The sequence below is a fragment of the Acutalibacter sp. JLR.KK004 genome (genome assembly GCF_036941085.1).
GTDB lineage: Bacteria > Bacillota > Clostridia > Oscillospirales > Acutalibacteraceae > Acutalibacter.
On the sequence record NZ_JAYMNQ010000002.1, the window covers coordinates 120,237 to 145,890 of the forward strand.

24 protein-coding genes and 2 pseudogenes are annotated in these 25,654 nt (G+C 48.9%); 6 read left to right on the forward strand and 20 right to left on the reverse strand.

What is annotated here, in order from left to right; genetic code table 11:
- Nucleotides 1-602 precede the first annotated feature (602 nt).
- The 12 genes from VSQ30_RS14945 to VSQ30_RS15000 all read right to left on the reverse strand — a co-directional run bounded on the left by VSQ30_RS14945 (nt 603) and on the right by VSQ30_RS15000 (nt 7,514).
- Nucleotides 603-776: a hypothetical protein gene (locus VSQ30_RS14945; protein WP_334465052.1), complete on the reverse strand. Its 174-nt coding sequence runs from the start codon at nt 774-776 to the stop codon at nt 603-605.
- 109 nt (nt 777-885) lie between these two features.
- Nucleotides 886-1,119 (reverse strand): DNA-directed RNA polymerase I, encoded by a 234-nt coding sequence (locus VSQ30_RS14950; RefSeq protein ID WP_161474043.1) that lies wholly within the window; start codon nt 1,117-1,119, stop codon nt 886-888.
- Between the two features lie 170 nt (nt 1,120-1,289).
- Nucleotides 1,290-1,682, reverse strand: coding sequence for a hypothetical protein (locus VSQ30_RS14955; protein WP_161474044.1), 393 nt, complete (start codon nt 1,680-1,682; stop codon nt 1,290-1,292).
- 187 nt (nt 1,683-1,869) lie between these two features.
- Entirely contained in the window at nt 1,870-2,292 is a 423-nt protein-coding gene (locus VSQ30_RS14960; RefSeq protein ID WP_334465054.1) for a hypothetical protein, read from the reverse strand.
- A 176-nt stretch (nt 2,293-2,468) separates the two neighbouring features.
- Entirely contained in the window at nt 2,469-2,678 is a 210-nt protein-coding gene (locus VSQ30_RS14965) for a hypothetical protein (protein WP_161474046.1), read from the reverse strand.
- A gap of 22 nt (nt 2,679-2,700) precedes the next feature.
- On the reverse strand, nt 2,701-3,015 hold the full coding sequence (locus VSQ30_RS14970) for a DUF6431 domain-containing protein (protein WP_334465055.1): 315 nt from the start codon (nt 3,013-3,015) through the stop codon (nt 2,701-2,703).
- A 398-nt stretch (nt 3,016-3,413) separates the two neighbouring features.
- Entirely contained in the window at nt 3,414-4,586 is a 1,173-nt protein-coding gene (locus VSQ30_RS14975; RefSeq protein ID WP_334465057.1) for a tyrosine-type recombinase/integrase, read from the reverse strand.
- Complete coding sequence (locus VSQ30_RS14980; RefSeq protein WP_160644985.1) at nt 4,587-4,838, reverse strand: helix-turn-helix domain-containing protein; 252 nt, start codon at nt 4,836-4,838, stop codon at nt 4,587-4,589. It abuts the gene before it with no gap.
- Nucleotides 4,839-4,874: 36 nt separating this feature from the next.
- Nucleotides 4,875-5,195, reverse strand: a complete 321-nt coding sequence (locus VSQ30_RS14985) for an HTH domain-containing protein (protein WP_166554326.1) — start codon at nt 5,193-5,195, stop codon at nt 4,875-4,877.
- Nucleotides 5,196-5,987: 792 nt separating this feature from the next.
- Nucleotides 5,988-6,257 carry a DUF6103 family protein gene (locus VSQ30_RS14990; protein ID WP_334465058.1) on the reverse strand — a complete coding sequence of 90 codons (270 nt, stop codon included), beginning with the start codon at nt 6,255-6,257 and terminating at the stop codon, nt 5,988-5,990.
- A gap of 39 nt (nt 6,258-6,296) precedes the next feature.
- On the reverse strand, nt 6,297-6,587 hold the full coding sequence (locus VSQ30_RS14995; RefSeq protein WP_334465060.1) for a hypothetical protein: 291 nt from the start codon (nt 6,585-6,587) through the stop codon (nt 6,297-6,299).
- Between the two features lie 300 nt (nt 6,588-6,887).
- Nucleotides 6,888-7,514 (reverse strand): DUF3849 domain-containing protein, encoded by a 627-nt coding sequence (locus VSQ30_RS15000; RefSeq protein WP_334465061.1) that lies wholly within the window; start codon nt 7,512-7,514, stop codon nt 6,888-6,890.
- On the opposite strand from VSQ30_RS15000, the gene VSQ30_RS20805 reads away from it, so the two are divergent.
- Complete coding sequence (locus VSQ30_RS20805; RefSeq protein WP_502876289.1) at nt 7,419-7,631, forward strand: DUF6508 domain-containing protein; 213 nt, start codon at nt 7,419-7,421, stop codon at nt 7,629-7,631. The genes VSQ30_RS15000 and VSQ30_RS20805 overlap by 96 nt on opposite strands.
- A gap of 279 nt (nt 7,632-7,910) precedes the next feature.
- On the opposite strand, the pseudogene VSQ30_RS15005 reads toward VSQ30_RS20805, so the two are convergent.
- Nucleotides 7,911-8,670 (reverse strand): annotated as a pseudogene (locus VSQ30_RS15005) (IS5 family transposase).
- A gap of 579 nt (nt 8,671-9,249) precedes the next feature.
- Here VSQ30_RS15005 and VSQ30_RS15010 point away from each other — a divergent pair.
- On the forward strand, nt 9,250-10,437 hold the full coding sequence (locus VSQ30_RS15010) for an IS110 family RNA-guided transposase (protein ID WP_334465062.1): 1,188 nt from the start codon (nt 9,250-9,252) through the stop codon (nt 10,435-10,437).
- Between the two features lie 94 nt (nt 10,438-10,531).
- Here the strand turns inward: VSQ30_RS15010 and VSQ30_RS15015 are convergent, their stop codons facing one another.
- The 4 genes from VSQ30_RS15015 to VSQ30_RS15030 form a co-directional block, all read right to left on the reverse strand.
- On the reverse strand, nt 10,532-10,954 hold the full coding sequence (locus VSQ30_RS15015; protein WP_334465063.1) for a hypothetical protein: 423 nt from the start codon (nt 10,952-10,954) through the stop codon (nt 10,532-10,534).
- A gap of 39 nt (nt 10,955-10,993) precedes the next feature.
- Nucleotides 10,994-12,070, reverse strand: coding sequence for a S8/S53 family peptidase (locus VSQ30_RS15020; RefSeq protein WP_334465064.1), 1,077 nt, complete (start codon nt 12,068-12,070; stop codon nt 10,994-10,996).
- A gap of 256 nt (nt 12,071-12,326) precedes the next feature.
- On the reverse strand, nt 12,327-13,343 hold the full coding sequence (locus VSQ30_RS15025) for a TIGR04066 family peptide maturation system protein (protein ID WP_334465065.1): 1,017 nt from the start codon (nt 13,341-13,343) through the stop codon (nt 12,327-12,329).
- A gap of 73 nt (nt 13,344-13,416) precedes the next feature.
- Nucleotides 13,417-14,424, reverse strand: coding sequence for a radical SAM/SPASM domain-containing protein (locus VSQ30_RS15030; RefSeq protein ID WP_334465066.1), 1,008 nt, complete (start codon nt 14,422-14,424; stop codon nt 13,417-13,419).
- Between the two features lie 78 nt (nt 14,425-14,502).
- Here VSQ30_RS15030 and VSQ30_RS15035 point away from each other — a divergent pair.
- Nucleotides 14,503-15,262, forward strand: a pseudogene (locus VSQ30_RS15035) (IS5 family transposase).
- A 395-nt stretch (nt 15,263-15,657) separates the two neighbouring features.
- Here the strand turns inward: VSQ30_RS15035 and VSQ30_RS15040 are convergent.
- A complete protein-coding gene (locus VSQ30_RS15040) occupies nt 15,658-17,022 on the reverse strand; it encodes an ABC transporter substrate-binding protein (protein ID WP_160644784.1) in 1,365 nt (454 codons plus the stop codon).
- Nucleotides 17,023-17,978: 956 nt separating this feature from the next.
- Nucleotides 17,979-18,596: a DUF4368 domain-containing protein gene (locus VSQ30_RS15045; protein ID WP_334465068.1), complete on the reverse strand. Its 618-nt coding sequence runs from the start codon at nt 18,594-18,596 to the stop codon at nt 17,979-17,981.
- Between the two features lie 40 nt (nt 18,597-18,636).
- Here VSQ30_RS15045 and VSQ30_RS15050 point away from each other — a divergent pair, with 40 nt between their 5' ends.
- Both VSQ30_RS15050 and VSQ30_RS15055 read left to right on the forward strand, forming a co-directional pair.
- On the forward strand, nt 18,637-19,017 hold the full coding sequence (locus VSQ30_RS15050) for a transposase (RefSeq protein ID WP_334465069.1): 381 nt from the start codon (nt 18,637-18,639) through the stop codon (nt 19,015-19,017).
- A gap of 46 nt (nt 19,018-19,063) precedes the next feature.
- Complete coding sequence (locus VSQ30_RS15055; protein ID WP_334465070.1) at nt 19,064-19,255, forward strand: hypothetical protein; 192 nt, start codon at nt 19,064-19,066, stop codon at nt 19,253-19,255.
- Between the two features lie 58 nt (nt 19,256-19,313).
- Here the strand turns inward: VSQ30_RS15055 and VSQ30_RS15060 are convergent, their stop codons facing one another.
- Complete coding sequence (locus tag VSQ30_RS15060; protein ID WP_334465072.1) at nt 19,314-22,400, reverse strand: phospholipid carrier-dependent glycosyltransferase; 3,087 nt, start codon at nt 22,398-22,400, stop codon at nt 19,314-19,316.
- A 183-nt stretch (nt 22,401-22,583) separates the two neighbouring features.
- Here VSQ30_RS15060 and VSQ30_RS15065 point away from each other — a divergent pair, with 183 nt between their 5' ends.
- Nucleotides 22,584-25,643 carry a glycoside hydrolase family 2 TIM barrel-domain containing protein gene (locus tag VSQ30_RS15065; RefSeq protein WP_334465074.1) on the forward strand — a complete coding sequence of 1,020 codons (3,060 nt, stop codon included), beginning with the start codon at nt 22,584-22,586 and terminating at the stop codon, nt 25,641-25,643.
- The last annotated feature ends 11 nt before the right edge of the window (nt 25,644-25,654 follow it).

Sequence of the window (25,654 nt, forward strand, 5' to 3'; positions counted from 1 at the left end):
AAACGACGTATATACGGTGTCCTTATCTAACTTTTCGTAGTAACGCTCGCGGATGTTTTTGCAAGTGTTTTCGGTTATCATCAAGAAATCCGGATAAGTTAAGGACCCTTTGTCAATGTTCAAATATCCAGTAAGCAGTTTCATACTGTCCTCCATAAATTAAATGTTTCGTCTATCGAAGACGGTTTCCCATCTTTCTCTTTTCAATGGTTTTATTTTTAATGCCCACATGATTTGTCGGATGGTCACTGTTGGGTAAAGCTCGTCCGTACAAGTCCCAGCACGGCTGTCAAAATATTGCTTGAATTTCGGATGCAAATATAAATCGTTTGCCAGCCATGAGTCTATTTCACTCCAATATGTGGATTTCGTATCGTGAGAAAACCTTTGCTGAATCACAGCTAATCCTTTATCGCCTATCTGAAATAAAGTGCAGCGGTTGTATACTGGATGATTACAGGTATAGACTTTGCCGTACATAGTCAGACATATTACAGGTTTCTTGTAGTGGTACCGCATCGTTGTCCTCCCAACAAAAAATAGAAAGAGCCTGTGCGACTCAATCTACCTTGAACCCTATCGGATTTTGACTATGGGTTTTTTCAGATTTTTTCAACCTTAGATCTAATCGGATAATCAGGATGGCGGGTATTCCAATATTTTTCAGGCACCAAGTGTTGAATTGCTCTCCCCCCGGTACTGTTTATTAGGTCATATACCGCCTTTCCTAGACACATCCCTATCGCCAATTGAAACCCTTGTTTTATATATCCCATATAACAACCTCCATTTATAGTTTTCTATAATAGACAATGCAAAAAATGCGCAAAAAAAGAAAAGAGCCCTCGTCAGGACTCTCCTCTCTGTGAATTTTTGTTATGTTTCTTAATCGTCGTTCGAACCCTCTTCCAGCTCCAACACTTCTTCTAAGGTTGGATACAGATCCTCATATTCTTCATCTGTGAAGCCATATTTCTCTAACTCTACCTCATGGCCACATTTCTCGCAGATTAGGGTTTCTTCCCATTCATTCTCGAATTTCATCACGGACCCGCATTTCTCGCAGATATATCGTCCGGTTTCGAACGCCTTGATTTTTGCCTCATTAAAGAAATTCATAACATATTCCTCCTATGTTTAACTCGGAAGTTCTGTAATCAGTGTACAGTCCATCCTTGAATTAGTCAAGAGTAAAGAGCTCTTTGTTCTCTTTTCCATAAAAGGATATGTATTTTTAGCGAGTAAAATCGAAGAGGACACGCGTATTGCGCGCACTCCTCGATTGGAACTTACTTCGTGGTCGTCCTAAAACGGCTGAACAGATTTCGGAATGTGGTAGAGGTAAATGTTCCAGTCTTCTCAAACTCAAACCCTTTGCTCATCCAGACGCAGTTAAATATCAGCGGCAATACAATACCAGCAGCGGCTATGCCCAAGTTGATGTACCGGTCTTTGGTCCTTTCCTTCAGTTGTTCCTGACGATAACGGTCTTCGCTGTCGCGAGCGTCGACTTTATCGTCTAGGTCCATCTCGGCTTTAACCTCCTCGATACGCAGCTTGTATAGTGTGGCCAGATCATCGATTGCATCCGCCTTTTCTTTACTGCCGCTCTTGAATGAAGCTAGGTCTATAATTTGTGACCGTATCTCCTCATCCAACAGTTCCTTAATTTTCTCGTCCATATTTATGGGCTCCTTTCAATGAAAATATCGTTCCATAAAAGGCGATGATATTCTCGCGGAGTTTGAAATGTTTTCCGAAATTTCCCAGCCGGGAATTTTTCCGATACTAAAATAGCACGCTTCCCGGGCGTTTGCGTACTGGAAAATATCAAGAAGAAAAGGCTGTGTCCCCACAGCCCAGTCCTCGCTATGCTCTGATCTTGTCCAGCAGCCAGAAGAACTTCCTATACCGGTCATAATACGTATCCTTACCGCATGGAATTTCTAACCTAGCTTTAAGTACATCGTAGGACCATCCCTCCGTAATTCCTATGACAAGATACTTTGCAAGTAGTTCGTCCGAATCAGCAGCGGCTTTCTTAACCATGTCCATCCTGGTAGAAAGATAGATCATTGCCTCGGCCGCTTTTGCGGTTGGGTCGCCATATCCGCTGATTTGAATGACTGTCCCCAGGTCACCTCCGCGCTTGCTGGCCCCATCTATTATGTCGTACTCCTTCTTCCAGAGAGGGTACTGCAAGCAGAAATGCTTAAGCTCGTAGTAACGGTGCCTCTCAATCCAGTATGGATTTTTCTCCGATAGCTCAGGATGCCTCAGATTCTTACTCATAATACTTGCTCCTTTCGGCTTAAGTTTCCCTCCGATTTCTATTCTAGGTTAAAATAATTCTAAAGTAAAAAAGAAGTCGGTGAAAAAGTAATAGAGAGCGTCAATATGTGACACTCCCTTCACAATAGCCTTTGCGAATTTCGCGGAGCAAAAAAGAAAGAGGCCGTGCTGGCCTCTCACTTCTTTTTTCTATACATCTTTCTGAAGTTATGTTCCCGAACACACTGCTTTATACTCTCAACGGTAAAAGATGCCAGAACCGATGCCCCGGCGCATAGCATAACCAGTGTTACAGTTTCTTTTACAACTATCTTGTGGTACTCTTGCGCAAAGTGCTCAAGTAGCTTTACCATCTCTTTATCCATGTCGGTACTCTTGTTTGCCATAGTGAACCTCCTAAGTATGTATTCATAAGAGGAACTGGGATTTATGCGAAATCCAGTTTGCCATGGTCATACCACAAGGATAATCCTCATATCCAAGGGTGTCTGATGTAATTATCCCATCCAAAACACCCGTGATGACTTCCATCTCATACTGTTTATACGGATATACATACTCTGGAAGCTCTCTGTGCAGCATACCACATCTGCAACATCTAAGGCGGCGTACTGTTACCCACTTGGTACTGCGGCCTTTCGTCCGTACAATTCTCTCAACTCTATCGTAATATTTCAATTTACCTCCGCACTTTGGACAACTTGATTCATTATTGATAACCATACCCGAGCTCTCCTTTAATCTAGGATAGAATTCGGACGATGTTCTCAATCACATTCTATATGATTACGGATAATGAATCAACTAGGAAAATATTTCTTATTGTTTTAGGTAAACTATAAAAAATGGAGTATCTGCTGTACTGAAGGTTTCAAAAAGTTTCCCTTATTTTTTCCCTTAAGAGGGAGGTACTAGGTGGTACTAGAAGGTAAAAGACGATAAATATGCAGTTGTGAAAGCACCACATATGGTATATACAGGTATTCAATATAACAAGTTGGTATTGCGGTTTAATATTCGAATCCTTCTGCCCCTGCCAAAAAAGCCAGGAATCATGCGGGTTCCGGGCTTTTTCTTTTTCTCTTCTATCAGCTTTTTCGGGGCTTTCTATCATTTTTCTATCAGCCCTCCTGCACAGTAGGCTGATAGATAGCCCTCTCCATCGCCGCTGCCATATCTAGCTTGGAATTTTTATCGACGTGGGCGTAAAAATTCAGCGTGGTAGAGGCGCTGCCATGGCCCAGCCACTGCTGCACTTGGACGATGGAAAAGCCCATGTTCAGCAGATTTGATGCCGCGCTGTGACGGAGGTCATGCAGGCGGATATTCGGCAGGCTGCTTTTGGCGATGACGTTGTGGAAAGTCCGGGTTAGGTAATTTGGCGAGATCACGTTTCCATCGGGCCAAGTGCACACATAATCATTCTGTATGTACCCCGCGCCCAAGGCCCCTTGCAGGCGCTCCTGGCGGTGTTTCTGCCCCTTTAAGAGCTTGTACACGCTGTCTGTCATGGGTAAGGTACGATAGCTGCTGTTGGTCTTGGGCGTGTCCACATAATCGCCGTCCACGCCCTGCTGTAGCGTTTCTGTGACCGTTATGGTGCGGTTCTCAAAGTCGATATGCTCCCACTTCAGGCCCAGCACCTCGCTGCGTCGGAAGCCATAGACAGCGCACAGATTGACCGGCAGCTCCACTACATTCCCGATGAACAGCGCCAGCATCATGTCTATCTCAGACGGGTTTAAGAAACTGGCGTTATAACGCTCCGTCTTGGGTTTCCTCGCCGCGCTGGCCGGGTTAAACTGGATCAGGCCATCGTGTACGGCATCGCTCAGGGCCTTGGAAATCACCTGATGGTGGTGCCGGATGGACATGGCCGACAGCGTACCCTTGCCGTTCTGCTTGCTCCCTGGCTGCTGCTTGGACTGATAGTAAGCGTCCAGATCAGTGGGTTTTAGCTCTTGCAGCAATACCGGGTGCTGTTTGAAATACGGCACGATGTGGTTTACTACCATGGCCCGATAGGTTCGGTAGGTATTGGGCTTAATGTTCACTCCTGCTCCCTCAATCCATTGCTCCAGATAGTCGGCAAAAGTTAACCGGCAAAACGGAGTAGACTTTGCCTCCCACTCGTCAATCAACTTCTGCAAAAACTTCTCTGCGCTGCGCTTATTCCCTCTCAGGGGCAGATTTGTGGAGAACCATTTTTGTTTGCGTTTTCCTGTCTCTTCTTTCAGGTTCAACACGGCATAGTATTTGCCGTTTTTCGTTGTTATAAAGCCGGTGACTGCCATTTATTTACTCCTTTCCAGGCTTTCAGCGGCTTCATCTGATGGCTCCATTGTACCAGATTTGGAAGCCGCACGCAAGCGGAGAAATTCCTCTACACTCGCCTTTGGAATGATGTATTTCCTCCCTATGCGAATACTGGAAACCGCCCCGCTTTTCAGCAGGCTGTAGGCTGTATTCCTGCCAACATGGAGCATGGCTTGCAAATCCCTAGCGGAAACCACATCCGGGTACTCCGCAAAAATTCTGCTTTTCATAAAATCACGTTTCCTTTCTTTTTGATTGTCTTGAACTCACCAGGGTGCAAACCGGGAAAGAATGCCGTCTATTGTTTTTCTATCCTCCTTTTCAAGCTGTGCACACAGCCTCCGCAGCAACTCTGTCTCTTTGGGGGTAAGCGTTTTCCGGGTCAGATAGAAGCCCTCCTCCACCTCCACACCGCCGCCATACCGGCCCCGGACAGTCTTCAGAGGATAAGAGCACATGAGTTCCTCCACATCCCGCTGGATAGTCCGCGTGGACACGCTAAATTCCTGTGCCAGGTTTTCGTATGTATCGTGCCGCCTGGCGCAAAGGGCCGCCAATACGGCTTTCCGGCGCTCCGCAGCGCTCATGTGCTCACCTCCTTCCCTCGGTCTGCATGAACAGGATAAAAGTTAAAGCAGACAGCGTGTGTCTGCTTTAAAAATAATTTGATTCACTTTATCATAACAGCTTATTCCGGGCATAAAAAAGCGGCGTTCAGCCCTGCATGAGGCTAACACACCGCTTTTTTTACGTAAAAAGAAAAGGCGCGGAAATGATATGCCGCGGCCCTTCCCACACCTTTCACTGTACTAAGTATAACAGGAAAAAGTCCCCTAAAATTCCCCTCTTTAAGAAAAAGAAGAGTGTATATTTTGCGCTTTTTTAGGTAAAATTTACAAACGCTTCTCGCTTTAAAAAAATTCAGACACGGAAAAGACCGCAGTTTTCACACCGCAGTCTTTCTCACACCTTTCACTCTACTCATTATATCACAAAAAAGTCTGCAAAAAGTCTGCACTTTTGGGGTTGACAAAAATTTACCGTCTTCTTTTCCTTACACACGCCAATCGCTACGCAATACAGGATTCGCACAAAAAGAGATGAAGCCTCAGCCTTTTGTGCCCGGTGTCTTTCCTTCATTCATAATTTTTATAATTTTTCAGACTGGCTTTCAAATAAATTTTTTTATATTCACACGCGGCAGCGGACGGGGTTTTAGGGGCGAGCGAGTGCCGATGGCGCTTACCCCTAACAAGCAGCATGTTCGAGAGAAGCGGAAAAGTGCCACGTGGCACTTTTTGTGGCGCTTTTCGAGAAAAAATGCGATGCTTGCTCGTCCAGAACCAGGGTTCCGGACGCTTTGCCGCCTGCGGCGGTTCTCACCCCAAAACCTCCCCGTTTTCCTCCTGCCGGGCAGGCGGTTCCGGACTGTCCAAAACCGACTTTCCAGCGGGCCTTCGCTTTGCCGCAAGGTACTCCTTCACCTGTCCGGGCACGTTTTTTTCATAGAGCTTTTCCAGAAATTCCCCCAAAGACCGCTCCAAAGACAGCCCCTTTTTGTCCAGATAAATGGTAAGGGCTTCTGTTTTTTCCTGGGGGAACGCCGCCTTAAACAAGCTCTCCGCCTGGTTTTTCCCCTGTTTTGACATCTGAAAATCCCTCCTTCCTATGATCGGTTTTCTTCATTTTCAGGGCCAATGCCCCCCTGCTTTTTCCCTTTCCAGGGCTTCCTCCAGGCCGGGGATTTCCTGTTTCAGAACCAGAAGCTGATCCTTCTGCCTGCCGATGAGCGCCCGCTGGGCGCGGATCACATCGTCCTTTTTGTACAGCAGCAGATCCTTCGCCGCCAGGAATTCCTCATAGCTTCCTGTCAGGTTCCGGTATTTTTCCACCAGCTCCTCCAGCAGCCGGTTCCGCTCCCGCTCCGCTTCCTGCCGGGCATACCGCCTGCCCTGCCACATTTTGTAAAATGCCCCCACCGTTTTCCCCCCCTTATACACATTTTTCTGTAAAACCTGCCGCCCTGCGGTTTTCCGCCTGCGCCTCCCTCCGCAAGGTACATCTGCTCCACAGCGGCTTCCACCACCTGGGGGCGGTACTGCCCCCGTTCAGCGCACAACTGATCCAGATGGGAAATGGCTGTCTCCGAAAGCGCCACCTTGATTCTCTGCCTGGGGCCGCAAGCCCCTGCCTGTGTCTCCAGCATGATAAAACCAGTCCTTTCTTATAGAATAATATAAAGAAAAAGGACAGCCCCCGCCGCCCCTTTCCCTGCTTTTTTACCGTTCTTGCCCCTGTAAGGGGGAGGCCTGTTCCCTCTGCCGCTCCAGCAACCGCACCTGGGAAGCCAGCAAATCCACCAGTCCAGGGTGGCTGCTGAGGCGGCAATCATCCTTTCCCTCCCAGGCGGGAGCGCCCTGCGCCCACTGCCTGTTTCCGGGGGAATACCGCCTGTCCCATGGCTGGGAGCGGATAGTCCCTGCCAGCACCCAGGCTGTGCGCTCCGGCCCGAACCGGGCGGAAACCGCCGGGAAGCCCTCCATATGCAGGCGGCTGTCGTAATAGCTTTCCTGGATAAAGGCGTCCAGGGCGTCCCGGCAGGCCCGGTTCAGGCGTTGGGAAGCCTGCCACCGGGCTTTTTCCCCATGGGCGGCGGCATATGCCAGGGTTTCCCGGTAGACCGGGGGAAAAGGCTCCCGGCCCTCCGGCGCGCCCCGCGTTTCAAGGTACAGGGCCTCCAGCCCGGCGGCGTCCCCCTCCCGCAGGCTCATGCGCCGGGCGCACATGGACTGCCCGGCTGGTTCCATCCAGTGCTCCTTTATAAAGTCCTGAATGGCCTGGGCCTTCTGATCCAGGGTCAAAACAGGCTTCGGCTGGATGGTTTCCTCCACCGGGATCTGCTCCAACAGCTCCTCCGCGTAAGCCGAGCTGAACGATTTGTTGATGGTGCGTTACTTAATTTCTTTCGGACGGGAACAATTACCAAGTGGCTTAGACGGCTTCAAGAAATAGATGAAACATAATGAAAAGAGCTTTGACTGAAACGAACAGTCAAGGCTCTTTCTTTATACTATTGTGATACTAAACTTACGGAGAGATAGGGGGAGATACGCCGAGACAGGGAAAGCAAAAGCTCCCAAAAGGTAACAGTAGCAATACTTAGGGGGAATTAGGGAGAGATAGGGAAAGTGTTAGATAATCCTTGGAGAATCCGGCTACCAAAGCCAGCACTTTTTCGGCCTGCTGTGGTGTCCAGCCGGTAATCAAAGCTAGGGCTTGTTTGAAAAATCAAGGAAGCTGTGCTAAATCAACAAAATGGCGATGGATGCCAAGTAAACAAAGGCGAGAAAAGAAGCGTCCAACTTGTCATATCTGGTGGCAATTCTGCGAAACCATTTGAGCTTCTGGAAGAAGCACTCAACTAAATGGCGCTCTTTATATAACCACCAATCAACCGGCCACGGCTCAGAAACATTGCTCTGAGGCGGGATCACATAGCTGGCTCCCTGTTCTGAGATATAAGCCCGAATCGTTTTTGCCCCATAAGCACGGTCTGCCAATACATTACTGCCGCTGATCTGTACCTTTTCCAGTAGTTCAACAGCATGGACCGAATCATGGTCATGCCCTGCGGACAGCATGAATGCAACCGGGTTTCCCAGTCCATCCACAATAGCATGCAGCTTTGTATTCAGCCCGCCTCTGGTTCGCCCGATTGCTTTATCTGCCGTTTTTTCCCCCTCCGTTGGCACTTTCGTGAACCTTGATACAGGTAGAGTCCAGACTCAGGTTTTCCATATCCGCATCTGCGGACAATGCGCGAAATATGGCTTCCAATGTGCCGTCGTCCCGCCATTTGGCAAATCGGGCGTACACAGACTGCCACGGGCCATACACCTCCGGCAGTTCCCGCCACTGCGCTCCGCTGCGGGCGATCCACAGCATACCATTGAGCATTCTCCGGTCATCTTTCCGGGGCCGGCCGCGTTTCCCTGTTCTTTCCGGCGGAAGCACTGCTTTTACGCGTTCCCATTGTTCCTTTGTCAATTCATATCGTTTCATGCCTCTATTTTATACTTATTCTCAATTTGTGCAATATGCATTTTTCAAACAAGCCCTAGTTCTTTAGCGGTATCTTTGTACTCGTTTCCCAGGGTATCATATGTAACCCCTTAGCAATCCCTCACAGCACCGCCGTTTATCGTGATAGCAACCCCACTTTTCACTCCAAAGTGTCATCAGCAACCCCTATCGTGATTTTGCACTAGAAAGCCCGGAATTCCTTGAAACGACTGGCGTTGCCGGGCGTTGTGAACTGGCGGGTGGGTGCATAGCAACCCACCCGCCTTTCTCCTGCTATACTTTAGACAGCCCCTCCAAAATGAATAATCATGCAAAGCTGGCAAACGAACTTTAGGTATCAATACCCTTAGGGGTGATGATATAATAACCTCATGCAGACAGAGCGTCCTCTTCTTTTCTCCCTGCGGCACAGTCCGCTTTAAGCAGCGTGAGGCCTCTATCTTATGAGATTCCATTTTTGAGCCGGATGCGGGAAATTTTCTCCGCTGATATCGAAGCAGGGTATGACTCATAAGAACATGGGGAATGTCTGCAAATCTTGTTTGTGGGTGAAAGCAAATGTTCATTGTAGGAATCGATGTGGCAAAACGCAGCCACGAAGCCACAGTTATCACTTCCGAGGGCCAGGTCGTGCAGAAGGCCTTTTCCATCCGTAATAACTGCATGGGATATAACCTGATGATGGAAAAACTCAGAAAGCTCACCAACGTCAAAAGTCAGATCGTGTTTGCCATGGAATCCACCGCCCATTACTGGCTGGCGCTGTATACCCGGCTGAGAAAGGATGGCTATAAGGCCATCGTCCTCAATCCCATACAGACCAGCGCCATGCGGGAGATGTCCATCCGCAAAACCAAGACCGATTCCAAGGACTCCTTCCTCATTGCCGAGTTGATCCGTTTTGGCCGTTACGCACAGAGCAACGTGGCCCAGGACAAGCTCCTTGCTTTGAAGGAGCTGTGCCGGAACCGCTATTATCTCGTGGATATGGCCAGTGATTTGAAGCGGAAGGCGATTGCTCTGATTGACCGTATTTTTCCTGAGTACGAAACCCAGTTTGAAACCATATTCTGCAAGTCCTCCATTGCCGTGTTGAAAAAATATCCCACCCCGAAAAAGCTTGCCCACGCGAACCTCTCCAAGCTTACGGAGATCCTTTTGGACAGCAGCAACGGACGCTTCGGGGAATGGAAGGCTCAAGAACTGAAAAGCCTTGCCCGTGACAGTTTTGGCGTGGAAGATTGTGAGGACATTTACTCCATGCTTCTGCTGACGATGCTGGATGAGATTCAGTCCCTGACAGAAAAGGCGGACGAGTTGGAAAAGAGGATTTCAAGCTTGCTCAAGGAATTTGACAGCACGATCACGTCTGTTCCGGGTATTGGTCCCATTCTTGGCGCTTGTATCCTCAGTGAGATCGGGGATGTGACTCGTTTTCGTTCAGCAGATAAATTGACCGCCTACATTGGCGTAGACCCTTCTGTAAACCAGTCCGGGGAATACATCAGCGACCACGCACATATGTCCAAACGCGGCTCCCCTTACCTGCGAAGAGCCGTTTGGATGGCCTCCATTGTTGCTGTGCAGCGCGACCCCATGTTCCGTGCTTATTACGACAAGAAGGCAGCCCAGGGGCTGAAATATATGAATATTATTGGACACGTCACCAAGAAGATGACCGCTGTGATTTTTGCTATCCTGCGGGACAACAAGATTTATGCTCCTGTCCTTCCAGATGTTTCTTGAACTTGTACTTAGGGATTAAGATGGCTCCTTTGTGCTCTTATTAATTTGCTGACTATTTATTCATCTTTTTTCGGGTTTTCCTCTTGACAAACTCTTAGCCGGCTGCTTTAAATATATTAGTAAAAACTTCCAGTATTTTCTTGATGAAGTCTACATCCTGGGCAATAAGCGAAAATGTATAGCCAGAGTTCAGGAGGATGTGCAGGCAACTCTGTTCTTTCACCTTATTGTACCGCGCATACCAAAGCGCTATCGCGCCAATACCGATGAAACATACAATAAGCGCAAGCGTGGTGTTGACAGAAAAAAGCCAAAAGCCCACTAAAGCCGTCACCAGCGCCCAAATCGGAAACTTTGGCGTTGGCACAGCACGGGCAGAAACCATAGAGATATTACGGATTTGAATGACTACATCCTCCCACCGCAGCAGATGGCCCTGTATGAGAAAGCCATCCGTTTCGATAGTTTTTCCTTTCTCTCCACCTAATAAAGTACTTCCTAAATCTTTTCCGTTCATAACATTTCACCCTTTCCCCGATAATTCAGTCTCCTTCACTTACAACCGCAAAACATCCGCCTGGGATTCAGCTTTTTCTTTCACCTCCTCGGTTCCAAAAAATTCCAAAATTTCTCTATATGCCGCCGATACATTTTGTTTTCTGAAATCGATCAGACAGTCGGCGCACTCTTGTATGGAGTCTAAGCTGCTTTCAGCGTCTATCAGCAGAATTCCAGCTTTCTCCAGCGGTTTTACCCATTCAGATAAATTTTTAAATGTAGTGTGAAGCACCATCCGTATCCAATCTGTTTCGCTGCGGGAAGTCAGTAATGCTGCCTGATAGCTTTCTTTTTGGAGCAAAGCCAGCAATTCTTTCATCTGTTGGAATGGGCCGCATAATGCAACAACTGGCATAGGCCATTCGCCTACCTTTTTTGGAGAATTACGGCCTTCCCACATAGGCAGATCAGCCAGCGCCAAGTCTTTTGACAGCATTTTTCCCAAGGCATATGGAGTAGCCATACTATTTGTGCGGCACTTGAAAAAACTGTTTTCCGCAGCAAACTGTTCCAGCACAGAGGTAGTAAAATCGCCCACAATAAGGTTGCTGCCGATAGGAGAATTTTTTTCCTGATAAAGACAGGCAGTTCCCGGTTCATAGCGGATACCTGTCACCCATGGGTATGCCGCTGGAAAAACAATGTGACCATTGTTGGCACAGGCGGCAAAAATACGGGTGCCCTTATCCGCAAGCTGTTTTGTCAGCTTTCCCAGTTCCTCCGTTTCCAGCCAGTTTTCGCTGCCAATGCTCATGCAAAGGTAATCGGGTGACTCATTCATACACCACTCCAGAGCAATGCAAACGTTTCCAATCATGATAGGTCTGTTTCCATCAGTTGTAGAAATAGTAGTAAGTTCAGCAGAATCAGGCATGGTTTCTGCAAGAATGGAAGCACAAATGGTGCCATGAGATCTTGATACTTCTGCACTTTTCTGGTTGAAGATTTTGCTATCATTGACATAGTAGAAATTGATGCATCTATCGTATAATAGTTGCAAAATACCATATGATATCCAATTATCTATACAAACAAGTTTTATACTACCCACTTCCCCTGTTTTATTTGGAAACATCTCTAAATTTCTTTGCTAATGAATCAATCGAAAAACCAACCATATTTACAAGGTAATTATCAATATTTATTGAATACTGGTTTTTAATGTACATCAGCAAACAATACAATTCCCCAGAATTCATATTAACATTTCTTTGAATAAACAATCTTGGCTATGCTGTAATTTTTAAATTCGTTGGTATCTTCTTTATAGAAAAAGTTTGTCCGTAAGTTCTTCCATGATAATATTCTTTGCTTCAACTAAGGAGTTATTGTCATATGGGTTTAAGAGAAAAGCATCTGAAAAAAAAAGACTCTGCAATAGAATTATTTACAGAAACTTTTTTATATGGAATATAAAAATCACAAGTCCTCTTTTCTTCTGGAGAAATATACAAAACTTTGTTAGATACAGATATGATCTTTATTTTTACATTGAATTTAAATTTGCATAATTTGATAAGTGTTTTGAGAATCTCTGCGTTGTATTCCTGATAATACACATTTAAAATACCTATATCACTTGGAATAGCATGAGATACTAAATATGCTAATTCTCCAAACTCATCAAACTCGAACTTACTTATTGGCATAATTCCACCCGGGACACCAACAATAAGCACTTCAGCGTTCTTTTGATCAATAAGATCCACCGCAAATTGATTAAGTTTTTGGATTTTTTCCAGAGAACTCTTGGATTCATCAAACATGAAAGAAGGAAAAGGTGAAATGCCAAAAAGTGAGGAATACTCTTTACTGGCAATCTGGGCTACCCTATAACCCGCACGAATAAACATTTCACTAACCATTAATTGTGTATTGAACTTTCCACACCCTTTTCCTGTACCTAAAATTATGATTACAGGAACGCTAATGTCTTGCAAGTTTCTATACCCCTTTAAGTCGATCTCAATATCAGGATAGTCTACAATTTCACCATCGATTCCATTCATCTTGAGTAAAGTAACTATCTTTTTTGAAGCCAAAAATCTTATTCCTAGTTCTTGAGCAACTTGGATTTGCTTTTGATATGGCAACGCTGAAACCACACTATTAGTGGGATCGCAAAGCAAAAGCGCATCACTTTTACTAATATTTTGAGGAATTACTTCTTCAATAATAGCCCCAATAGGCGGCCCTTTGTCTACAATGCCCGCATCCCCGCCTAAGAATCCAAATTCATGTGGAACGATCGGGATTACATGATCAAATTGCTGGAGCCTGTCATTGAATCTGCATAAAGGCATTGTGTGTTCAGTAAAAGGATAGATATATAAATTCGAGATTTCCATTATCAGCCCTGCCTTCTCAAACAAATAAATGTAAAATATGTATTTTACGCTAATCAATAATTTATTGGACTCTTTATGTATAATTATCAAAGCATACTTTGTTTTCCTTCAATGCCATAAAACTAATAAGTAATTCTCTTGTTGTGCTTCTAGTATTATCACATTTGGAGAGCCTTTTTTTATCGCTTACTCCCTTGGCATCCAGCATAGAAGCAACACATTGACCGCAAAACAAAAAGGCCCAGCACTGTCGGCATTCCTTTTCTGTTCCCTGGCCGATATTTAGAAGCCTTTGAATCTTTGCGATATCGAATCCCTCTAATGATCCAATACTCAATTCGGGAATTTCTGACACTTTTTCGCAGGGATAAAAAGTTCCGTCAATATCTAAAAAAGCCCTCTTGCTCCCAGCAAGGCACGGCCCGCCGGGGTGCCCGGCACGATAATTTACTGGTCCTAAAGTTAGACAGAAACTGATTCGTTCGAGTTCCTGGAGTATGTTGCCAAACAGCGAAAAATTTGAGCTATACGGCATTTCTGCTGTTGCAGCTAACAGCTGCATTACTTCGTTTTCCCTCTGCATGACCAGAACCTGTTCATCATATGGTTGGAGCGGTTTTGTTGCACCCGCATCACTTAATAAACTAATTTTTGAATTCGCATATGCGACTACACTTTCGTTTAATAAAAAACTTTTTGTACAATTGACATCTTTATCTGGTGTTAATACCGTATTAGTCTGACATTTACGGAAATAGTCCGGATACAGTTGCTCTAGCTGGTATAGGTTTTTCATTATTATATCGAAGCTTCCTCTCCCATCACGGAACTTCCTATAGTAATCATGTAACTCCTTCGGCCCATCTAAACTAACAGTTAAGATGATATCCTTTTCTACAAGGTAATTCACTATTTCCTTATTCAAAAGAGTTCCATTGGTGGTCATCGCATATGAGACATCCTTCTCCGGATAATTTTCCTCAATGTAGGCAATTACTTGTTGTATTAAGCCTATAGCTAATAGTGGTTCCCCTCCATAAAAACCGACCATTACTTTTTGTAGCCGCTTTGAATGAGACATTAAGAAATCAATTCCGCGTTTAGGGCTTGTTTGAAAAATGCATATTGCACAAATTGAGAATAAGTATAAAATAGAGGCATGAAACGATATGAATTGACAAAGGAACAATGGGAACGCGTAAAAGCAGTGCTTCCGCCGGAAAGAACAGGGAAACGCGGCCGGCCCCGGAAAGATGACCGGAGAATGCTCAATGGTATGCTGTGGATCGCCCGCAGCGGAGCGCAGTGGCGGGAACTGCCGGAGGTGTATGGCCCGTGGCAGTCTGTGTACGCCCGATTTGCCAAATGGCGGGACGACGGCACATTGGAAGCCATATTTCGCGCATTGTCCGCAGATGCGGATATGGAAAACCTGAGTCTGGACTCTACCTGTATCAAGGTTCACGAAAGTGCCAACGGAGGGGGAAAAAACGGCAGATAAAGCAATCGGGCGAACCAGAGGCGGGCTGAATACAAAGCTGCATGCTATTGTGGATGGACTGGGAAACCCGGTTGCATTCATGCTGTCCGCAGGGCATGACCATGATTCGGTCCATGCTGTTGAACTACTGGAAAAGGTACAGATCAGCGGCAGTAATGTATTGGCAGACCGTGCTTATGGGGCAAAAACGATTCGGGCTTATATCTCAGAACAGGGAGCCAGCTATGTGATCCCGCCTCAGAGCAATGTTTCTGAGCCGTGGCCGGTTGATTGGTGGTTATATAAAGAGCGCCATTTAGTTGAGTGCTTCTTCCAGAAGCTCAAATGGTTTCGCAGAATTGCCACCAGATATGACAAGTTGGACGCTTCTTTTCTCGCCTTTGTTTACTTGGCATCCATCGCCATTTTGTTGATTTAGCACAGCTTCCTTGATTTTTCAAACAAGCCCTAGCTGTATAGAAACTCATAAACTTGTTTGCGTGTGTACGATTGTTATATTTTTCGTTATCTGTATATGTACAATACTCACATCGCAAATTACATTGTTGCGTAACTTGAAGAACTAATTGTTCCATTCGCTCTTCCAGGTAGTCTTCGATTAAATCTGTGAAACCATGTCTAATCTCCTGCAATTGTGTATTTTCCAACATCCGGTTCCTTCTATATTTTTCCAAAAGATTTTCTGAAATATGAGCGGAATTCAATTCAATATAGTCTGATTCCGGGATTTCCACAACAGAATTTATATTTCTATCATATAAATAGCACTTTGATATTGTTCTAAATACTGTCCATGTCACATTACTTCACTCCTTATTCCTGCAAATAAATCTCCGCCCGTTCCTGTAGTTTTTGAGCGCATTGCTCTGGAGAAATTAAGCCATCCATGTACTCTCCCATAATTTCCTGCAACACAGCAAATAATTCAGGGCTGCGTTGGAGAAGCATTAAAGTATCCACCTGCCCGCACCACTTGTCCATTTGCTGTACAACTTCTTCCTGGCCTGTTCCAAAAGATCGGCGCAGAATTTCCTGATTCACCCTACGGTTGACGGGGAACATCCAGGAAAGCAGGTCGGCCTTTTCTTTTTTGATATCTGTATCCAACAGAAAACGGACAAAAGCTGTCGCCGCTTCCAAATCCTTACATGAAGAAGTGATTCCAATCGCATTTGTCTCAAAAGTCTTGCCGCCCAGACTGGTTTCCGTCAACATATATTTTGTAACCAATTCTGATTCTGCACTCTCCAGATACCGCTGGGCATTGCTTTCCCCAATGGGCTGCAAAGCAATAAAGCCGTAAAACTGGCTTTCAGGAAATTCTTTCTGGTCACTGCCATACATACCATACCGCATGTTTTGCGGAAAAGGCAGCGCTTTCAAATTTTCCAGATAATCTATAAACTCTTTCGATGTAAAAGAGGCGGATTTATTTCCTTCCTGCACATAGGAGGACATTTCAAAGGAACTGAGGAATGTCCAGTCGGCGCCGCTTTCCGTATAAAAATCTTCTGGCAAGCCGGGCAGCTCGTTTGCCTTACGGCACAACTCCAACAACTCAGGAATGGATATTGTGTCCCGGCCTTCCTCCTGGAAATCTAATTGATCGGATACAAGCTTATTCAGGCGTATCCCAAAAAGATCCATCTCATAGGGGACATAGTACAACCCGCCTTTATAGCGTACAGCGTCGAACACATTGGTATAATAGCTTTCCCAGGAAAATCCGGGCATATTTTCCAGCAGGCTATCCACTTCTACTAGCAAGCCGCTTTCAGCATATTTCGGGCCGGGGAGAAAACTCAAGTCCAGCAAATCCCCCGCTTCTCCCGAAAACATTTCCACACTAACGCCTGTGCGGTAAGTTTCTGAATTCCAAGGGGATCCCTCGGCCTTGAGGGTTATTTTCACGTTCGGGTAGGATTCATGGAAACTATTTATATAGGTTTCCCAAGTGCTGATGGTGGAAGGGTCATCACAAGTGCGCAGAATTAAATCACCAGAAATTTCCGCACTGGTTTCTCCGGATGCTGTTTTAGCTGCGGATTCCTCCGCGGGCAGGCCTGAACTCTCCTGAGTGGAGGCATAGCTCCCATCTTTGTCTGAACCCTGTGTGCTTGTGCATCCTGAAAAAAGCAACATGAAACATACCGCCACAGCAAACACCTTTTTTTTCAAACCATAACACCTCCGTCTGTGTTAAATACAACAAGGATGGACAGAACAGAATATATTATATAATTTCATGTATGTTCGACGTGTTGGTAAAGCTCAAAATCGCAAGCAGATATTGGTAGAATACACAGAGGCCGAGGGGAAAGAGGTGAACCCTCCATCCTGAAACCCGTATTTTCCCACTTTTTATTGTGCAGCTTTTTTCGAGCAGCACTTCATCAACAGAATCGTGTTGTATCACATGGCAAGCAAATCAGAGTTTTACCTACACTTATTCATGTAAGCAGGCAGTCAGCCAAGTGATCTTTGAAAACCACTTGACTGACTGTTTCTTAAACTATGGGAATCAAGTTCCATAATTGTTCCTGTAGTTAGCTTCTTGATTAGCAGACTTAACTATCCGCACAGCCATTTCGTAATTGCCTACACAAGCTGCTACAGAGTCAGAGCACCCACATGATCCGCATCCACCACAACTGCCGTATAAATCGAACAAAGTGGATAATTGACGATTTTCAGGCGCTTTTCTAAGCTTTACCTTCATAATGAATTCACCTCCTAGAATTGTATTTTATAGTCATGAAGGGAAATGTTTTATAGAATTTTAGAACCAATTAACATTTCCTTCTTCTAAGCATTTTTATTTAAATCTATTTTATCGCATTTAAGGAACCTTGTCAAGTATATAAGTTTAAAAAGGCACGCTCGCCTCATAAATGTAACATTACACAAAAATCAGCGGCCGGGGGAGTCTTGAAAAGCTCCATATGAGCCGCTATTCTCCAAAAGTGTCCTCATTTACAATGCAATACCATGACTTAGGACGTAGCTTCTTGTGCAACTTGTTGGTTTATGAAACGGACGTGTTTGAAAAAGCTGTCCATTTCAAAGAGTTTTAGCATAAAGTCTTGTTCTGTCGAACAGGGAAAACGCACCTGATAAGGGATGCCGTTTTTCTATTATTGGATAGCCCCGACAAATTTGTAGTAGATGGTAATGCGCTTTTCCTTACCCTTGCGGCAGCGCCCCATACCTGGCGTTTCGTAAATCGTAATCCGGTCAATCAGTTCATGAAGCATGAAGCGGTCGAGTTTTTCAAAGCTGGTGTATTTTCGGATAAGGTCAGCGAAGCGGTCAATATCGGCCTTGGTATCCCGAACCTTTTCCAGTGCCTTTTCCATCTCTGCAATGTTCGCTTTCAGCGTTGCCCGTTCCGTATCGTAATCTGCGATAAACATGGTAAAGATGTGGTCGGGCAGCTTGCCGCTCATATTGTCCTCGTAGGTGCGTTTCAGCTTCATATCCAAGTCAGCCAGCCGCTTCTTTGCTGATGCCAGGTCGCGCTTCATTGTCGCGGTCTGTTTCTGCTGATCGGCGCATTTCAGTTCCATCAGTTTCTGTGCTGCTTTCTCGGTGTCCTCGCTGAACAGTCTGGCATTGCGCTGAATATCCTCCTGAACCACCTGATAAAGCGTGTCACGGTTAATATAGTGGCTGGAACAAGCTACTGTCCCTATCGCCTGACTGCGCCCGCACATATAGTAAAAATACTTCTGCTGGCTGACACCCAACTTCATGGATGTTCCGCAGGCTTCGCAGTAAAACAGTCCTGCAAAAATGCTTGTCAGCCTTCAAACCGGAGAAATCATTGCACTGGCATTTTCTAACGGAAAGAGGCATGATTTTCAACTATTCAAGGACTCTCATGTCCATGTCAAGGCAGAAACTGTGTTGGAGGCGGATACCGGATACCAGGGGCTTGCCCAGATACACGCCAATTCTCTCCTGCCAAAAAAGCGTTCCAAGAATCATCCGTTGTCCAAACAAGAACGCAAAGATAACCGCAGGATTTCAAGGGAACGTATCTTGGTTGAACACGCCATCCGCTTTGTCAAAAGGTTTCGCATTCTCTCTGAACGCTATCGCAACCGCAGGCATCGTTTCGCACTTCGCTTTTCTTTGATTGCTGGTATCTGCAATTTTGACCGCTTTGCCTAATTTCGCAAGAGGTCTAATAAAGAGGTGGCGGAAAAATGAAAAATGTGTGATTGCCATCAGCCGTCAGTGCGGCAGCGGCTGTCAAGGCGTTTTTTACGGTTCGCAGGCTGGGGCGGCGCAGGCCGCTTCAGGGCCAAAAACGGGCAAAAAATTTTGCAATCCCATTTTGCGAGATTGCAAAATTTCCACCAATACGCAAATGTTTTCCGAAGTTTTCCACGTTTTCAAGGATTTTTAACACAGAAACCGTTTATCATTGGACAAAAAGACCTTTTTTCGGAGTTTTAAGACAGACTCTAGGCAAAATGCCAGTCTGGCAGAAGCTCTAAGGCGTCGGCAAAGGCCCGCGTGGTGGGAGCGCCGGAGATGATGGGATAATATAAAAGGAACAGGCCCAGGCAGCCGGCGCAGAACACAAACAGGAAAGCTGGGACAAGAGGCAGTTCCGCCGCGGGAGCGCCCTCCCGGCCTGCGCCCAGGCGGATGCTGCGGGAGAAAAGGGGCGTTTCCTCCCAGCGTCCCACTGCTGCCAGCAGGGCCAGCACCAGGAAGGGCACAGCAGTGAAATAATGGTAGATGAAGGTGAGCCGGGGCACCAGCACCCAGGGCAGGTATACGGAAAGGTAGCCTGCTAGCAGCAGGGCGCAGTTTGCCCGCCTGTCCCGCAAAAGCAGGACTGCCGCTCCCGGCAAGGCCAGCAGCCCCGCCCACCAGAGCAGGGGGCTGCCCATGGCGGAAATGGTGCTGTAGGCCCCTTCCCCGCCGCCGGCAAAATACCAGATGGGCCGCAGGTCAACAGGCCATTCGTACCAGGGGGAGGCGAAATAGTGCTCTGCCTGCAATTGGGCATGATAGTGAAACATGTTCGTCTGGTAGTTCCAGAAACTCCCCCAGATATTGCCTGCGTTGTGGGGCAGGGTGGTCATGGGCAGGAAGGCGCAGAAATACAGGACAAAGGGGATGAGGACAAAGAACAGGCAGCACCAGCCGCACAGCTTCCCAGCCTTTATAAGGGCGGGGCGCATGTCCCGGCCTGCCTGCTTTTCCTCCCTTAGCTGTATCCACAGCTTCCAAAAGTACAGCACCGCAAGGCCCACAGCGCCGTAAGCGCATGTCCACTTGGAGGCAATGCCCAGGCCCATGAAAAACCCGGAAAGGGCCAGGGGGGGGAGCAGCCGCCTCCAGCCGTCCCGGAGGATGTCCTGGCGGAGGAAAGCCCACATGCAGCTATACATCAGCAGCAGGAAAAATACGGCATAGGTGTCGATGGTGGCAATGCGGGTTTGGGTGAAGTGCATGAAGTCAAAGGCAAAGAGGAAGGTTCCCATGGCGCACAGCCAGGTTTTGCCCAAAAGCTGCTTTGCCAGATAGTAGAACACTGGCAGCATCAAAACCCCGAACAGCGTCCCCATAAAGCGCCAGCCAAAGGGGTTCATGCCAAAAAGGGAGATCCCCAGGGCGATGATGTATTTGCCTAAAGGCGGGTGGGTGTTTTCATATGGCTCCAGGCCCTGAAGGTGTTCATAGGCTGTGCGGGCATGGTAGATTTCATCGAAATAGGCAGAGTTTTCGTAGGTGGTGGAAAGGGGCACAGCCCCCTGCTCGTCCACAAGCTTTTCAGCCCCGGGGCCTTGGGCTGTGAGGGGCAAAAGGCCGCTTCCGTCAGAAAGGCCGATTTCATTGATGGCGGTAAAGCTGTCCGGGGCTGTAAGGCGCACATACCGAGCCTTTTCCGGCAAAGAGAACTGCTGCCAGGCAAACACATAGCATTCCGGCAAAGTGCCGCAGTCTGTCCAGGCCTGCCCGTCCCGGCTCACCTCCACCTGCACCTGGGTTCCCACCCGGGCGGCATAGCCCTGCATATCCGGGGCAATGCCCGCGCAGTAGTGGAGGGCGTCGGCCTCCCCCTGGGCTTCCAGCACAGCCTGCTCCCCTTCAAGAGGCGTCCAGGGGCTTATGGCAGCCGTATGCCCTCCCAGGTTCCAGAACGCCGTCCCCGCATAGCACAGGGTGACAAGGGCCATGCACAGCCAGTCGGCCCGGCACATTTTTGCGCCCTTGGGGAAAACCCAAGGCTTGCCGGCGGCGCTTTCCCTTTGGGGCGGGCAGATTTTCCCCCGGATATAGACAGAATATGCCACATAGAAAAAGTATCCTAGGGTGCCTGCCTGCAAAAAGGACTGCACCTGCACAGCCCAGTGGTTGGGATCATAATTGTTTCCCAGATAGTGGAAAATCCAAAGCACATGGGCCACGTTCAGGTAATTGATGCCGCAGGCAAGGCCATAGGCCCACAGCAGGCGCTTGTCCCCTACGGCGATAAAGGCCAGCAGCAAAAACAGGAACATGGGGAACAGATACCGCTCGTGCATTTTCACGCCGAACAGGTACATTACGGCCATGAGCACAGAAGGGCAGATGAAAAGGCAGTCCTTCCGCCGGGAAAGGAATATAACAGCCCCGCAGCAGGCGGTGGCCAGGACAGGGGCGGCAAGGGTCAAAAGGGTTTTGTGCAGGCCGGGGCCGGGAAGATATTGCCAGTGTTTGCCAATAAGCGCCCAGAAATTGTAGGCGTTTAAGGAATAGTAGTCATAATACTCCAGGGTGGCCCGGTATTTTTCAATGAGCCAGAGGAAGTTGAAGCCCTTGGTAAAAGGCAGGGAGCACAAAAGGATGGCAAAGAGGGCGCAGGCAATCCCCAGGCCCAGGCCTGCCCAGCGCCTGCGCTTGAGGGCAAAGAACAGGTACAGGGGGGCGAAAATCAGCATCTGGGGCTTGCAGATAACGGCAAGGCCGTAGATAAGGCCGGAGAGGGGATATTTCTCCTTATAAAGCAGCAGCACAGAGCCTAGCAGCAGGGCGGTGCAGAAGGAATCCACCTGGCCCCACTGGGCAGAGTTTACCAGCACAGCAGGGCAGAACAGGTAGGCCCCGCTTACAAAAAGGGCGGCCCTGTCCCCAATCCGGGGGCGGCCCAGCCGCAGCAAGGCCCAGCCGCAGAGGAGATCCGCGAAAATAGCCGGGGTTTTCATCAGAAGGGTGTAGCCCCCGCTTGCCTCCGGCAGGCCCAGAAACAGCCTTATCCTGTCCAGCAGCCCCAGCACGTACAGGTAGCCCGGGGGATAGTCCAGGTAAATATCCTGCTGGTACAGCCGCTTAAAGCCCACCTCGTTTAAAATGCGGCCCCAGCTTTTAAAGGTGTCGATGTCTGTCTGGTAGCCCTGGGTGTAATATCCCAGCAGCAGGCGCAGCAAAAAGGCGGAAAAAAGCAGAAGCCCGCCCCAGAGGGCGAACCTGTCCAGCGCGGCTTCCTTTTGGCGCCTGCCGCCCTGGTATACCAGCAGGGCGGCAAAGGTGATGGATACAATGATTTCAATTCCCATAGGCGGTGCTTTGTTCCTTTCGTTGTTTTGGGGCTTGACGGCATGGAATTTTCAGTGTAAGCTTATTTGTACCAGTATATCCCTTTCAGGCGGGAAAGTCAAATTTCCAGACGGCCTCCCGCCCTTTCAGGAAGGGCACATCCATATATAGTCATATATAATATAGAAAGGAACGATACGGCTGTGCGCAGCCTGTATCACATGGTGATTTTTATGAGCCAGCCCTGGATGCAATTTCACGAAAACCCGCAGCTTCTCCATGTGGGCGCCATGCCAAACCGCGGCTATTACCTGCCCTGCGCCTCTGAAAAGGAGGCCCTGGGGGAGCAGTCCGGCAGGGTGTTCTCCTTAAACGGGGAATGGGCCTTCCAGTATTACGAAAGCTTTTCGGAGGCTGTCTCTCCCCAGGGGGAGCTGGGCTTTGACGAGGCGGACATGGACGCCATCCCGGTGCCCTCCTGCTGGCAGAACCAGGGATGGGGCCGGCATATGTACACTAACATCCGCTATCCCTTCCCGGTGGATCCCCCTACAGTGCCGGAGGAAAACCCCTGCGGGCTGTATGTGCGCCATGTGGAAATCTCCGGGGAGAGCCTTTCCGCCCGGTGGTTTTTAAACTTTGAGGGGGTAGACTCCTGCTTCTACCTGTGGGTGAACGGGGAGTTCGCGGGCTACAGCCAGGTTTCCCACTGCACCTCGGAATTTGAGGTGACAGGGCTTTTGCAGCCCGGGGACAATGAAATTGCGGTGCTGGTCCTGCAGTGGTGCGACGGCAGCTATCTGGAGGATCAGGACAAGCTGCGCATGAGCGGCATTTTCCGGGACGTGTACCTGCTGGCAAGGCCCCAAAGCTTTTTGTGGGACTACTTTGTAAAAGAAAGCTTCTCAGAGGATTTTAAAGAGGCCGCCCTTTCCGTAGAGCTGGAAACCATGGGGGACGCGGAGGTGTTCGCCTCCCTTTACAGCCCCCAGGGGAGCCTTTTGGCCACAGCCGGGCCGGAGCGGGAGAAGTTCACCTTTTTGGTGGAAAACCCGGCGCTGTGGAACGCGGAAAGCCCTGTCCAGTATACCCTGGTGCTGAACACCCGGGAAGAGTATATTGCCCAGCAGGTGGGCCTGCGGAAAATTGAGGTGCAGGACGGAGTGGTGCTCTTAAACGGCGTGCCCATTAAGTTCCGAGGGGTGAACCGCCACGACAGCGACCCGGTGACAGGCTACACCATCAGCCGGGAGCAGGCCCTCCGGGATCTGGCCCTGATGAAGCAGCATAACATCAACGCCATCCGCACCAGCCACTATCCCAACGCGCCCTGGTTTTTGCAGCTCTGCTCCCGTTTTGGGTTCTATGTAATTGCCGAGGCAGACATTGAGAGCCATGGCTCTGCGGAGAAATACGGCGGGCTGGGCTTTGTGGACGGGGACGAGGCCTATGCGGACTTGGCTGATGATCCCCAGTTCTCCCTGGCGATTTTAGACCGAGTGCAGCGGTGTGTCATCCGGGACAAGAACAACGCGGCGGCTGTCATCTGGTCTTTGGGCAACGAAAGCGGCTGGGGGGAGAACTTTGAGGACGCGGGGAAATGGGTGAAGGCATACGACCCCTCCCGCCTGCTCCACTATGAAAACTTCCTCACCTACCATAAGGCCCGCACCCCGGATTTCTCCATGCTGGATCTGTACAGCCGGATGTATGCCTCCGTGCAGGAGGTGGACGCCTATTTCGGCGGCGGCGGACTGGACGAAAACCTCCAGGGCAGGCGCATGCCCTTTGTCCAGTGCGAGTATATCCACGCCATGGGCAACGGCCCTGGGGACGGGGAGGACTACCAGCAGCAGATTATGCAGTATCCCGGCTTCTGCGGGGGCTTTGTGTGGGAGTGGTGCGACCACGCCGTGTATGGGGGCCAGACCCCGGACAACAAGCCCATTTACCGCTATGGCGGGGACTTCGGGGAGTTCCCCCACGACGGGAACTTCTGCATGGACGGCCTGGTATATCCCTACCGGGCGCCCCACACCGGGCTTCTGGAATATAAAAACGTTATACGGCCCCTGCGGGCCAGGCAGGCGGAGAAAGGCGGGAACGCCTTTGTTTTCCACAACTTCCTGGACTTTACCGACGCGGGGGAAGCGGTTTCCCTCCGGTATGAGCTTGCCCAGGACGGGGAAGTGCTGCAGACCGGGGAGTTCAGCCTGCCCTCCATCCCGCCCCACGAGGAGGCGGAGGCGGAAATCCCGGGGCTGGATATCCCGGAGGGGGGCATTGTGGCCCTTACCTTCTTCTACCTGGCAAAGGACGGCGGGGACTTCTATGAGGCGGGCCACGAGCTGGGCTTTGACCAGCTCATCCTCAGCGAGGAGCCTTTCTTCCTGGACGCTCCCGCCCAGGGGGAAGTGCGCATAGAGGAGGGGCCTTGCTCCCTCATTATCGCCGGGGACAGCTTCCGCTATGAATTTGACAAGCGGACAGGGCTTTTCTCCTCCATGGCCTGCAAGAACAGGAACCTGCTTACCCGGCCTATGGGCTGGAACGTATACCGGGCGCCTACGGACAACGATCAGTATATAGACAAGCAGTGGACGGCTGTTGGCTATGACAGGCCCACTGTAAAGGTATACAGCGTGGAGGCCAGCCGGGGCGAAAGCGGCGGGGCAGTGCTCACCTGCCGGCTGGGGATTGCCGCGGTTTCCATCGCCAAGTTCCTGGACATTACCGCCCAGTGGCACATTGACGCCCAGGGCCGCATTGACTGCGAGCTGCACTGCCAGCGGGACGCCCGGTTCCCTTACCTGCCCCGGTTCGGCCTGCGCCTGTTTTTGCCAAAGGACTTTGGCTTTGCGGAATATTTCGGCTATGGGCCTACGGAAAGCTATGTGGACAAACACCAGGCCACGCGGCTGGGGGTGTATGCCCAGACTGTGGACAGCATGTTTGAGCCGTACCTCATGCCCCAGGAGAACTCCTCCCACATGGGCTGCCGCACCTGTACCGTTTCAGACGGGGCCTTTTCCCTCACCTGCGCGGCAGAGCGGCCTTTCTCCATGAACATCTCCCGCTATACCCAGGAGCAGCTAAAAAAAGCCCGGCACAACCATGAGCTTGCTCCCTGCGGGGATACGGTGCTGTGCCTGGATTATGCCATGAGCGGCGTGGGCAGCAATAGCTGCGGGCCGGAGCTTTTGGAAAAATACCGGCTGGACGCCCAGAACTTCACCTTTGCCTTCACCCTGCTGGCGGAATAGGGGAACCCATG